Origin of the sequence: Methylophilus sp. QUAN, assembly GCF_015354445.1 — a bacterium.
Classification (GTDB): domain Bacteria; phylum Pseudomonadota; class Gammaproteobacteria; order Burkholderiales; family Methylophilaceae; genus Methylophilus.
In genome coordinates this window covers 1,414,273-1,427,024 of sequence record NZ_JADKYT010000001.1, presented here as the reverse complement: position 1 = coordinate 1,427,024, position 12,752 = coordinate 1,414,273, and the positions used below count along the sequence as shown (strand labels likewise).

The following is a 12,752-nucleotide window of genomic DNA, read 5'->3' as shown; positions in this document are numbered from 1 at the left end:
TGTTTGCGCGCCCTATAAAATTAATTGACTTGAAAACGATAGCAACAACATAACATGGCAAAACTAACCACACACCCGAGCTGGCACGCGCTGAACCAGCATCAAATTGAAATGCGCGATGTTCAAATGCGCGATCTGTTCAAACAAAATCCAAAACGCTTTGAAGAGTTTAGCTTAACCGTCGAAGACATCCTGCTCGACTACTCCAAGCACCGCATTACCAAAGAGACCTTGACGCAGCTGTTCCAATTGGCGCGTGACTCCAATATCGAACAATGGCGCAGCCGCATGTTTAGCGGCGAAAAAATCAACATCACTGAAAACCGTGCCGTCTTGCACACTGCCCTGCGCAACCGCAGCAACACGCCAGTCCTGGTGGATGGCAAAGATGTGATGCCTGACGTCAATGCCGTGCTGGCACAAATGCGCAGCTTTACCGAGCAGGTGCGTGGTGGCCAATGGACAGGCTTTACCGGCAAACGCATTACTGACATCGTGAATATTGGTATTGGCGGCTCCGACCTTGGCCCAGTGATGGCTTGTGATGCATTAAAGCCTTATACCAGCCCAGATTTGAAAGCACATTTCGTCTCCAACATTGATGGCGCCCACCTGATGCGCGTGCTGGAGAGCTGCAATCCTGAGACTACGCTGTTTATTGTTGCATCCAAGACATTCACCACCCAGGAAACCATGACCAATGCGCACTCTGCGCGTCGCTGGTTCCTCAATGCGGCCAAACAAGACCAACACGTCGCCAAGCACTTTGTGGCCCTGTCTACCAATGCCACCGCCGTACAAGCCTTCGGTATTGATACCAATAACATGTTTGCCTTCTGGGACTGGGTTGGCGGTCGCTACTCGCTGTGGTCTGCGATTGGTCTGTCTATCGCCCTTTATGTGGGCATGGACAACTTCGAGCAGTTACTGGCCGGTGGTCACGCCATGGACCAGCACTTCCAGACTGCACCCCTGGAGCAAAACATGCCAGTCATCATGGCCTTGCTCGGTGTCTGGTATAACAACTTCTTCCATGTCGACACCCATGCCATCCTGCCTTACGATCAGGGCATGTCACGCTTTGCGGCTTACTTGCAACAGGCGGATATGGAAAGCAACGGCAAATTTATTTGCCGTGACGGCAGCCGTGTCAGCTACAAAACCGGTCCGGTGATCTGGGGCGAAGCAGGCACCAATGGCCAGCACGCGTTTTACCAATTGATTCACCAGGGCACGCAAATGGTGCCAGCGGATTTCTTAATGCCAGCCAACAGCCACTATAAAGTTGGCAGCCCGGATGACCAGCACCACAAGATTCTGCTGGCTAACTTCCTGGCCCAGACACAAGCGCTGATGCTAGGTAAAACGCGTGAAGAAGCCCGTGCGGAATTGGAAAAACAAGGCATGAGCGGTGCGGCACTGGAAGACCTGCTGCCACACAAAGTATTTGAAGGTAACCGCCCAACCACCTCCATCGTGTTCAAGCAATTGACGCCTTACACCTTGGGTAAATTGATCGCACTGTATGAACACAAAATCTTCGTACAAGGCATCATCTGGGATATCAACAGCTACGACCAGTGGGGCGTGGAATACGGCAAACAAATTGCCAGCCAGATTCTGCCACAGCTGACCACCCCTGATGCCGTCACCAGCTTCGACAGCTCAACCAACGGCTTAATCAATTACGCGAAGAAAATATCCTAGCAGATTGATTAATAAATAAAAAAGGCCTCTTTAAGAGGCCTTTTTTATTGTGTTCTCAACGATTATACCAACTGGTTTTTAATCGCATAATGCGTGATATCCGCATTGTGTTTCAGTTGCATTTTTTCCAGCAAGCGCGCGCGATACATGCTGACAGTCTTCACCGACAAGGCCAGTTTATCGGCAATTTCACTCACCGAATTCCCTGAAGCAATCAACCGCATGACCTGGAACTCGCGGTCAGACAACGCTTCGTGTGGCGCCACGGCATGGTCGTTACCGACCTGCTCGGCCAGAATTTCCGCCACATTAGGCGTAATGTACTTTTTGCCTTTGGCCAGTGTGTGAATCGCCGTGAGCAACTCTTCAGACGCAGTATGCTTGCACAGATAGCCTGAGGCACCAGAACGGATGGAACGTACGGCATATTGCTCTTCCATATACATGGATAACATCAGGATGTTCAACGCCGCATTTTCACGTTTAATTAATTTAAGCGCTTCAATACCAGTTTTGTCCGGCAAGGAAATATCCAGCAGCATGACGTCGGCAGGCTTCTCGCGCACACATTTAATGGCCTGCGCCACATTTTCCGCCTCCCCTACCACTTCAATATCACCACTGGCGATCAATATCTGCTTTATGCCAGAGCGTAAAATGGCGTGGTCATCGACAATAATGACTTTAATTTTTGTATCCAAGCTATTCCCTCAACGTTGCCAATGTGACATTGGTCATTTTATGACTGCGATTGTAAAACGCATCTGCATTTCTGTCACGACGCGATCGCCATGAATGGCGCACGCACATGTATACAAGTACCAGGCCCACTTGACGAGGCCTCTATATGACACTCACCGCCCAACGCAGCTGCGCGCTCCTGCATGCCACGCAAACCAAACGAATTAGGTTTGATCTTATCCGCAGGGGCGATGCCTATACCATTATCAGAAATCGTCATGAACAAGGCCTGGTCCACCAGTGACAACTCGACAGATACCTGGTCCGCCTGCGCATATTTGGCAATATTGGATAATGCTTCCTGGCAGATACGGAACAGCGCCATAGACTGGTCTGGATCACACTCCAGATCGTGGCAATTGGTCACAAACCTGGCAGTAATGCCTAATTGCTTTTTGAACTGGCTCACCTGCCATTCCAACGCATCCACTAATCCCAGGTCTAGGATATTGGGGCGCAGATTGCCGGAGATACGATGTACAGCATCAAACGTTTGATTGATGATGGCTTGCAGCATGGTAGCCTGTTCCATATTGACCTGCTGGCTATCTTCGATTTGCTGAATAATGGTCGACAAACCCAGCTTCATGGCGGTGAGGTTACCGCCCAGGTCATCATGAATCTCACGCGCGATACTGACACGCTCCTGCTCTTTGACCTGGTGAATATGGGCGGTTAGCGCCTGCAAGTCACGCCTGGCCTGCTCAATTTCCTGCTTTTCGTGCTTGCTCTGGCTGATGTTGAGCATAATGCCATCCCACTGCACCGCGCCCTGCCCTAAATCTTGCACAGTGGCACGGATATTGACCCACTTCATGTCCTGCCAGTCGGCAATCCAGATTTTACCTTCCCAATCCAGCCGCTTGTGCTGCCGGGCCGATTTTTGCAAATTGTGCCTGAACTGGCTGGCGGAGTGCTCCTCCATCGCATTGAACAGCGTTTGCGCATCCTTGAGCAAGGCCGCGGCTGGAATGCCCAGTAACGCCTCACAGCCCTCGCTCAAGTAGGTAAAGACCACTTGAGCATCTGCCGTCATATGCATCTGGAACACCAGGCCGGGAATACTTGAAACAATGGCGGAAAACCGGCGCTCGCTTTCGTGTAACGCGTCTTTGACGCTATCAGCCGGCGAGCCCGCAGTGGGAGGAGTATGGAGAACAGGAGTGGTCACATGGCACCTCGATCAAGATGCCGCTTAGCATATCATGACCAGGCGCGACTGGGTATGCCTGCCAGCGCCCGGGTTGACACCTCTTGCCTAAGCTAAGGGTTGGCCTGCAGGTCGACCTCGGTCATGACACGGTTTTTACCACGTTTTTTGGCCAGGTACATGGCCTGGTCAGCGCGTGACAGAATCGAGTTGACATCGTCTTCGGTCTTAAACAAGGCCACCCCGGCACTAAAGGTAATCAGCAGCTTCTGGTTATTGCCGAGAAAATACTCTTTGGTCAGCGCGCGTTGCAAACGGCTCATCGTCACCACGGCTTCTTCCAGATTGGTATTCGGCAAGATCACCACAAACTCTTCCCCGCCCATCCTGGTGACAATATCAGTTGGCCGGACGGCACGTTTTACGACACTGGCCAGATGTTTGAGCGCAGAGTCGCCAGCCGCATGCCCATGCTGGTCATTCAGCATTTTAAAATTATCAATATCCAGCAAAGCAACACTCAGTAATTCGCCACTGCGGCGATAGCGGGCAATTTCGGTGCTAAATGCCTCATCCATCCCTCGGCGATTGAGTACACCCGTCAACTGGTCGATACGCACGACCTCACTCAGTTGCTGCAACTCTTCCTGCAGCTTTTCCATGCGTTGCTGGGTATCAACCGCCACACGTTGCTGATTGAGCAAGTCATCATGTGAGCGCATGATATCGGTCTGCATGACCGAGGTATCACGCATCAAATGATTGACCAGTTCGTTGATTTTAATCAGGTCATCTGTCTGCGACAGCTCCTGGGCATAACTCTCAATTTTGCCGCTGTAAAGCTCACTCGCCTCACCCATGTATTTCAGCTTATCAATAAAGGTACTGATCAAGGTTTTAAAGGAGTTTCTCGCCTCTACCAGGCTATGTTTGACCAGGCCCTGCTTGTAAACCACTTCTTTCAGGCTTTTTTCCGCCTGTTTGAGTTTGGCGCGATCAAGCGGGCCGCTGATAATCGATTGCACGGCATAGACTTGGCCACTCAACCAGCTGTCTTCGGCCACCAGCTCGCCAATATTCGATAGCAGCAAATGCAGCAGATCAATGATGTCCCCGCGCACATCGTCTTCTTTGGCACCAATCACTTCCACGCGCATCAACAAAGCCTTGAGTGCCTTGGCCAATGCCTCCCACTCTTTCAGCTTTTTGGCACGCTCAGTACTTTCCTGCAGAGCGACGGCCTCTGTTTGCAAGTCAGGATAGCCCTCCAGACGAGGAATCAACCCCAACTGCAAGGTCTGTTTGAGCAAGGTTTGTAAAATGGTAAACGCACCATGAAACTGCTGTACATCCGCCGGCAATGTCTCTGTATTTGTCGATTCAACGGCTGCGGCAGGTGTGGCGGCATCAGAAATATCTGTTAACTGAATCCCATCACCGCCTCCGCCACCCGGCAACCAGTGATTGGCCATGCCGATCAGCTTGTCAGATAAAGACTCATCATTGCCAAAATTAATCAGCACGCGTTCCAGCGTTTCGCGCTTTCTGGCAACATCGACACCACTGCGTTTGTCATCCCAGGCCTGCAACAAGGTACGGATTGCTTTCGGCCACTTGGTAGAATGACTTAACTGCTGCTGCATGGACTCGGTTAACAGCTCGCCCAACCCTTGCCAGTTATCCTGTTTGAGCAATTTTTCCCAGCGGTTAATCCAGTTGGTCTGCTCCAGCGAGTCATGTGGTAGTTGCTTGAGCGCTTTGCGTAATGCGCTGGCCGCATCTTCTTTGGCTGGTTTACCCGCAATCTCAAAATAAATTTGCGTGTAATTATCCGGCGTCGGCTCTACACGGCGAACAGCCATTTGTTTAATGGTTTCACGTGCAATTTCCGAAGCGGTCATCGAAGGTTTATTCGCTGCCATAGTCAGTCAAGTCATTCACAGTTGAAAAATGATGGCTTATTATGCAGCGAAAAATTGAGGCCTGATGCCACTATAAGAAGGTAGATTATTGGTCATTTCCGGCACTTGAAAGTAGCGGCTTGCTACGCCAGCCAGATTGCAAAAAGAAAGCGATAGAAAATGCTTTTTGCGTTACAATATCGACCGCGGGCCTCCCCGCATTGTAAGGTAGCCAACCTGGTCAGGTGCGGAAGCAAGCAGCCACAACTATCAAGCAAGTGCCGGGGGTTGGGCTCGCCCCTTCCCATTCCTGCCCTCTCGGTTGACAAGCTGCCACACACGTCTCAATTAAGTTGGCATTGAGTCAAGCATGAGCAGGTAATTTAAGCTAAAGTACGGGTTTGCCTTATAGCATTTAATCAGTAGAGTGCGCGATGTCTTACCAAGTATTGGCGCGTAAATGGCGCCCAAAATCCTTTAGCAGCCTGGTCGGACAAGACCATGTGGTTCAAGCATTAAGCAATGCGCTGAGCCAGCAACGGCTGCACCATGCCTATTTATTTACGGGTACGCGCGGCGTCGGCAAAACCACCCTGTCACGCATCCTGGCCAAATCGCTCAACTGTGCCACCGGCATTACCGCCACTCCTTGTGGTGAATGCGAAGCATGCCGTGCCATTGATATTGGCCGTTATGTCGACTATGTAGAAATGGACGCGGCCTCTAACCGCGGCATTGCCGATATGGTCAGCCTGCTGGAACAGGCGATTTATGCACCATCTTCTGGCCGTTTCAAGGTCTACATGATTGACGAAGTGCATATGCTGACCAAGGAAGCGTTTAACGCCATGCTGAAAACGCTGGAAGAACCGCCTGCACACGTCAAATTCATTCTGGCCACGACTGACCCGCAAAAAGTACCAGTCACCATTCTCTCGCGCTGCCTGCAATTTAACTTGCGCCAAATGGCCAGCAGTACTATCACTGCGCATTTGCAGGATATCCTCGGGCAGGAACAGATTGCATTCGAACCGCCCGCCCTGCAATTGATTGCCCGTGCCGCCAGCGGCAGTATGCGCGATGCCTTGTCGCTCACAGACCAAGCGATTGCCTATGGCAACCAGTCTGTGCGCGAAAGCGATGTACGCAGCATGCTGGGGGCGATTGACCAGAGTTATCTATACGAATTATTGCGTGCCCTGATTGCTAATGATGCGGCCACTCTGCTCAATATTGCGCAGCAAATGGAGTCTCGCAGCATAGGCTTCGAGAGCGCATTGAATGACCTGGCGGCCTTGCTGCATTTGCTGGCCGTGGCGCAATATAGCCCGCAAGCGATTGCTGATGATCACCCGGAGCGCCAGACACTGCTGGACCTGGCCTCGCAACTCACGGCAGAAATGCTGCAACTGTATTACCAAATTTGTATTTTAGGCCACCGTGACATTGGCCTGGCGCCCGATGCTTATGCCGGGTTCACAATGACCCTGTTGCGGCTGCTGGCATTTAAAGCAGATGCCATGACACCATCCGCCGCACCAGCGACTGGTGGTAGCAGCCCCACAGAAGGTACACCGCGTGGCAATGCTGGTGGCAACGCCCGTGCAGCGCTGGCACAAAGCCGTCAGATGAGTGCAGCGAGCGAGCCTATCCCGGCAACGCCTATGCCACCAGCCACGCCTGCCGCACCGAATGTAACAGCGTCACTGAAGACGGCAGCAGCACTTACACCCTCAGCGGAGCCAGCACCGATGATGGCGCCTACCGTTAACCCCGCCAACCATGCAGCGATGGCTGATCAAGCGATGCCTGCTCTTGAACACATTCCACAACAGGCCTTTTCACAGCCGGTGGTGAGCAACGGTGAGTCAGCCCCGCTGGCCTGGGATGGCAACTGGCGTGCACTGGTTGAAAATCACCTGAGCAAGCTGGGACTGGTGCGCGCACTGGCGCAGAACTGCGAATTGGTCAGCTACGACGACGATACCATGACCTTGCGTATCAGCGAGGCACATAAACATCTCGCCAGCGCAAACTATTTGGAAAAACTGAATAGCGCCTTGAGCAGCCATTTTGGCCGCCGCTTAAAACTGAATATTGTCACCGGGCAAGAGGCCAACACGCCTGCCAGGCAATTAGCGGTTGAACGTGCTGAATTACAAGATCAGGCAACACAAGCGATTATGGATGACCGTTTTGTGCAAGGCCTGATGCAGGAAATGGGCGCAACCATTGTGCCAAACTCAATTAAACCCTTACATTAACCACAATAATTTAGGAGCAGACAATGATGAAAGGTGGCATGGGCAATATGATGAAACAGGCCCAGATGATGCAGGCCAATATGCAGAAAGCACAAGCCGAACTCGCAAACACTGAAGTCGAAGGTGTTGCCAGCAATGGCATGGTTAAAATCACCATGACCTGTAACAATGATGTCAAACGCGTGCAGATTGACGATGCCGCCATGGACGACAAAGAAACCCTGGAAGACCTGCTGTTGATTGCGCTTAAAGATGCCAGAGCCAAGGCCGAAGCAACCAGCGCTGCCAAAATGGGCAACGTGATGCCTGCTGGCTTCAAACTGCCGTTCTAATTTCAGGAAATCGCTTGAGCAATCCCGCCGTCCTCGAACAGTTGATTAGCGCCCTACGCTGCTTGCCGGGCGTTGGCCCCAAGTCGTCTACGCGCATGGCCTATCACCTGTTACAGCGCGATCGGGAAGGCGCACAAAAACTGGCCGCCAGTTTGCAGCAAGCCCTGGACAAACTAGCCCACTGCGATTACTGCAACAACTTTAGCGAACACAGCGTGTGCGGCCTGTGCCAGGATACTAGCCGCGACAAATCCATTTTGTGCGTGGTAGAAATGCCGACCGACCTCATGATGCTGGAAAACACACGCAGCTACCAGGGTCAGTATTTTGTATTAATGGGCAAACTATCCCCCATGGATGGCATAGGCCCCAAAGACATTCACCTCGACACCTTGCTCAAACGCGCACAAGACAGCGCGATTCACGAAGTAATCGTCGCCACCAACTTCACCTCAGAAGGCGAAGCCACTGCCCACTACATTGGCCAGATGCTCAAGTCGCGTGGCATCCGCGTCAGCCGTATCGCCCGTGGCTTGCCCATGGGGGGTGAGATCGAGTATGTAGACAGCGGCACTTTATCCACGGCATTGCTGGAACGTAAGTCAGTCACTTAAGCATCCGGGCCGCTGTTTTTTTATCCCCGACATATCATCCTCTCAGCGTCGTGCTCGATGGACGTGCTCTTTCCGCACCAAATTGATGCAGACAATTAGATTGTTTCATGGCTTTTATGCCCGCTCTTCGCATAAACAAACACCTTTCTTAGTCGTTATAGTAGTCATGCGATCGGTCACAGAACCAGCGCAGCAGTTGCCGGGTTCTGTGAGCTAGCGCCATAAGCAAGCCTGCACTCAACCTCACAAGCAAAGTGATTTCTCATGGAACTATTTCTGCATATTTTCGATGCCAACAGCCATGCCAACATGGAAAGCCCGCGCTTTTCAGGGCTGAATCAGACATCATTACGCTACCAGACTGAAGCTGAACTACTGCAGATATTAGACCAGATGATTGCCGAAGAGTCCGCGCACACCCTTAAGGATACCTGGGTACTGGTTTCTGAGGATCAGCAGCCCATGAATCCCCTGGCAGCACTACAGGCGACCATGCCCTTTAATACTTTCTACGCACGCCACAAATATCCCTGGCTATTGTCTGAGCTTGAACCGCATGTACAAATGCATTACCAGCCGATTGTCGATTTTGGCCAAGGCGGCAAGGTGTTTGGTTTTGAGGCGTTGTGCCGCTTAAAAACGCCTGAAGGCAAGTGGCTGAACGGCATGGAGGCTTTTGCACTAGCGGCCGAGGTTAAGCGTACACACGAACTGGATTTGGCCTGCCAGCATTTGGCCTTGATCGGTAAATCACAATCGATTTCTGCGGATAAACCCATCTTTATCAACGTCTTGCCACAAACCATCATGAGTCCGGGCTGGCTGGATTTTATTTTAAAAATCCTGCTCCAGCATAACATCGATAAACGCGACGTCGTGATAGAAATCGTGGAAAGCGAGAAAACCAATCCGGAAGTCCTAGCACGCTACTGCGACGAAATCCGCATGCACGGTCTGCGCATCGCGCTCGATGATATGGGGTCTGGTTTTAACGGGCTGCGTATTCTGGCAGAGGTGCGTGCAGACTTTATCAAAATTGACCGCGCAATTGTGCATGAAGCACAAGGTAGCCGCGTCAGAACCGTGCTGCTGGAAGCGATTATCTCCATGGCGCAACGCCTAGGCTGCACCATTATTGCCGAAGGCCTGGAGCGGGTGGAAGATATTACCTACTGTCAGGACTTAGGCTTGCATTATGCACAAGGCCATTATTTTGCCCATCCGCAAAGCAGCCCCAGCGACCAGGTCACCGCGCTACCTGCGCGCGATGAGTCCCACCGCTCACATGTGCCAGATGACTTTCATATCGGCGAGTTTATCAGCCACGGCCTGACGATTGATGTCAGCAATTCGATTGCGGAAGCCAGAAGCTTATTTAATACACATATTGATGTCGCCATTGCCGTTGTTCTCGATGGTAAAACGCCGCTGGGCGTGTTACGACGTGGCAAGGTGTTTTCGAAAAAAGTCACCGGCCTGGGCGCATGCTGCGACCCATTGCCCAAGGTCATCAATCACCTAATGCCCTCCTCTGTGCTGGCACGTTTGTTTTACCTGGACCGCGCGAATACCGATATCTGGATTACTGTCAACGAAGAAGGCGCCTATGTCGGCATTCTGCAACCGATGGAAATCATGGCACAGTTGATCAGCCGTAAAGCCTCCACAGGCAATTTACATCCGCTGAGTCACCTCACCACCGGGCCAACCTTAAGGCAGACGTTGGACAATAGCTTGCGTAACAACCCCAATACGCAATTGGTGTATATCGACCTCGATCACTTTAAGGCATACAACGACCGCTACGGTTTTATCCGTGGCGATGCCATGATCAGGCTATTGTCTGAAATCATCCGCCAGGAGTTTCAAGACAAAACCGGCGTGATGGTCGGCCATATTGGTGGCGATGATTTTGTGTTGATCTATGACCACAATGCCCCAACGCTCACCGAGATATTGCTACACATTATTAGCCAGTTCCAGGCGCTGGCAGTTCACTTGTACGACGCAACGGATCTTGAACGCGGGTTCTTCACGACCGAAGATGGTAAAGATCATCCTGTCGCCAGCGTCTCTATCGCGGTGGTGAATGGTAAACAAGGCTTGCTGGAGAATAGTGTCATGGCTGCCGAACGGGCAGCCGTACTGAAGAAAATTGGCAAAGCCAATATCGGCAGTATCGTGGTGGTAGAAGATACGCCACCACAAACCATCTTACCTAAAAAAGAGTTTTACTCTGACTGGCAACACAGGGCGTTATCTGCCCTGCAATCATTGCTGAAAATCCAGCGTTCAACCGGGTCGCATGACCTGGATAGCTGCTTTGCAGAATTCCCTTATTTTGAAGTCATCTTCGAGCTTGAACCTAATGGCGTACAGCGTTATGCCAACTGGATCAACCCGAACATGTATGGAAAAATCAAGGCAGGTGGCGCTGGCATAGATCGCAGCCAGCAAGCCTACTACCAACGGGTGGCAGAATCACACGCTCCGTATATTTCCACCATCTACCTGTCTACGGCGACCGAGGATTTCTGCCTCACCGTATCCTTGCCGATTCTCAATGAACAAGGTGCGCTGGAGAGCATTCTGGTTGCAGACATTAATATTGCAGCCATGGCCGTACTCAGTAGTGCACGCAAGTAATGCGCTGACCAGCATTATAAATACGCGAGCAACTCCTGAGGCTGCTGTATGCAGCCATCAGCGCCCCATGCCTGAGGATTGTCTGTGGCAGACAAATAACCGAACAAAGCGACCAGCGTTTTCATGCCAGCGGCTTTACCTGCCTGTATATCGCGCTCAGCATCCCCAATATAAAGCACGGTTTGCGGGTCTATCGCCATACGCTCACAAGCCAATAGCAGGGTTTGCGGAGATGGTTTTGGTTGAGGCGCATCATCGCCACTGATCACGGCACCAGCACGTATATCCAGCCCCATATGCTCCACCATCGGCATGGTAAACCGGCGCGGTTTATTGGTGACGATGCCCCAACGCAAACCACGCTGTTCGATCGCCTGCAAGGCTTCTGCCATCCCGGCAAACAAGACGGGTTGGCGCGTCATCACCTGTGTGTACAAGTCCAGATATTCGGTCCGCATTGCTTCAAAACTGGCATCGGTCGGCAACAAGCCAAACCCTATTTCCAGCAGCCCACGTGAACCATGTGATGCATACGGGCGGATGGTCGTCTCTGGCAAAAATGCCAGGCCATGACGCTCGCGTTGCAAATTAAGGGCATAGCCTAAATCGGGGGCGGTATCGACCAGCGTCCCGTCTAAATCAAACAATACAGCTTGCATTTCACTTCCTGTTAGACTTCTTTAATCGCGTGCAGCATGTAATTCACGCTGGTATCTACCGTCAGCGCATACTGTTTACTGAAGGGATGATAAGTCAAGCCAGTTTGGTGCTGCAGCTCTAGCCCCGATTGCCGCATCCACGCTGCCAGCTCGGAGGGCTTGATAAACTTGCTGTAATCATGCGTGCCTTTAGGCAGCAAATTCAGCACATACTCTGCGCCCACCACCGCCATCAGATAAGCCTTGGCATTACGATTTAACGTAGAGAAGAAAACATGGCCACCAGGTTTGACCAAGGCGGCACAAGCACGCACGACACTGGCCGGGTCAGGCACATGCTCCAGCATTTCCATGCAGGTCACCACATCAAAAGCCTGCGGCTTTTCTTGTGCCAATGCCTCAACGGCCACACAACGGTAATCTACTTGTACATTGGCTTCCAGCGCATGTAACTGTGCGACCTGCAAAGATTTTTCTGCCAAGTCTATGCCCGTCACCTGCGCGCCACGTTGCGCCATGGACTCACTCAAAATCCCGCCGCCACAGCCCACATCCAACACCTGCGTGCCCGCGAGTGATGCTCGGCTGTCAATATAATTCAGGCGTAAAGGATTCAACTGATGCAAAGGTTTAAACACCCCTTGTTGATCCCACCACTGGTGCGCCAACTCGGCAAACTTGTTCACCTCTGCGACTTCCACATTCGCCATGATCGCTCCTTTTACTTGATCTTTAATT

Annotated in this window: 10 protein-coding genes and 1 other RNA gene; 6 read left to right on the top strand and 5 right to left on the bottom strand. The window is 51.8% G+C overall.

Translation table 11 applies throughout. The annotated features are described in order from the left end of the window. The first annotated feature begins 54 nt into the window (after window positions 1–54). Window positions 55–1,707, top strand: a complete 1,653-nt coding sequence (gene pgi / locus INP79_RS07065; protein ID WP_194753494.1) for a glucose-6-phosphate isomerase — start codon at window positions 55–57, stop codon at window positions 1,705–1,707. A 62-nt stretch (window positions 1,708–1,769) separates the two neighbouring features. On the opposite strand, the gene INP79_RS07060 is transcribed toward pgi, so the two are convergent. The 3 genes from INP79_RS07060 to INP79_RS07050 all read right to left on the bottom strand — a co-directional run bounded on the left by INP79_RS07060 (window position 1,770) and on the right by INP79_RS07050 (window position 5,520). After that, window positions 1,770–2,408: a response regulator transcription factor gene (locus INP79_RS07060; protein WP_194753493.1), complete on the bottom strand. Its 639-nt coding sequence runs from the start codon at window positions 2,406–2,408 to the stop codon at window positions 1,770–1,772. Window positions 2,409–2,482: 74 nt separating this feature from the next. Further along, entirely contained in the window at window positions 2,483–3,619 is a 1,137-nt protein-coding gene (locus INP79_RS15635) for a sensor histidine kinase (protein ID WP_194753492.1), read from the bottom strand. 92 nt (window positions 3,620–3,711) lie between these two features. Continuing rightward, a complete protein-coding gene (locus tag INP79_RS07050; protein WP_228519751.1) occupies window positions 3,712–5,520 on the bottom strand; it encodes a GGDEF domain-containing protein in 1,809 nt (602 codons plus the stop codon). A gap of 184 nt (window positions 5,521–5,704) precedes the next feature. Here INP79_RS07050 and ffs point away from each other — a divergent pair. From ffs to INP79_RS07025, 5 genes are all read left to right on the top strand, one after another. Beyond that, an RNA gene (ffs, locus tag INP79_RS07045) (signal recognition particle sRNA small type) lies at window positions 5,705–5,801 on the top strand. 132 nt (window positions 5,802–5,933) lie between these two features. Then, window positions 5,934–7,763: a DNA polymerase III subunit gamma/tau gene (dnaX, locus tag INP79_RS07040; RefSeq protein ID WP_194753491.1), complete on the top strand. Its 1,830-nt coding sequence runs from the start codon at window positions 5,934–5,936 to the stop codon at window positions 7,761–7,763. Window positions 7,764–7,786: 23 nt separating this feature from the next. Next, window positions 7,787–8,095, top strand: coding sequence for a YbaB/EbfC family nucleoid-associated protein (locus INP79_RS07035; protein ID WP_194741860.1), 309 nt, complete (start codon window positions 7,787–7,789; stop codon window positions 8,093–8,095). Window positions 8,096–8,109: 14 nt separating this feature from the next. Beyond that, entirely contained in the window at window positions 8,110–8,709 is a 600-nt protein-coding gene (recR, locus tag INP79_RS07030) for a recombination mediator RecR (RefSeq protein WP_194753490.1), read from the top strand. Between the two features lie 264 nt (window positions 8,710–8,973). After that, the gene (locus tag INP79_RS07025; RefSeq protein ID WP_194753489.1) at window positions 8,974–11,355 is read left to right on the top strand and encodes an EAL domain-containing protein; all 2,382 of its coding nucleotides are present in this window, start codon (window positions 8,974–8,976) and stop codon (window positions 11,353–11,355) included. A 14-nt stretch (window positions 11,356–11,369) separates the two neighbouring features. On the opposite strand, the gene INP79_RS07020 is transcribed toward INP79_RS07025, so the two are convergent. Together INP79_RS07020 and ubiG are read right to left on the bottom strand one after the other, a co-directional pair. After that, a complete protein-coding gene (locus tag INP79_RS07020) occupies window positions 11,370–12,014 on the bottom strand; it encodes an HAD family hydrolase (RefSeq protein WP_194753488.1) in 645 nt (214 codons plus the stop codon). Between the two features lie 11 nt (window positions 12,015–12,025). Continuing rightward, window positions 12,026–12,724 (bottom strand): bifunctional 2-polyprenyl-6-hydroxyphenol methylase/3-demethylubiquinol 3-O-methyltransferase UbiG, encoded by a 699-nt coding sequence (ubiG, locus tag INP79_RS07015; RefSeq protein WP_194753487.1) that lies wholly within the window; start codon window positions 12,722–12,724, stop codon window positions 12,026–12,028. Window positions 12,725–12,752 lie beyond the last annotated feature (28 nt).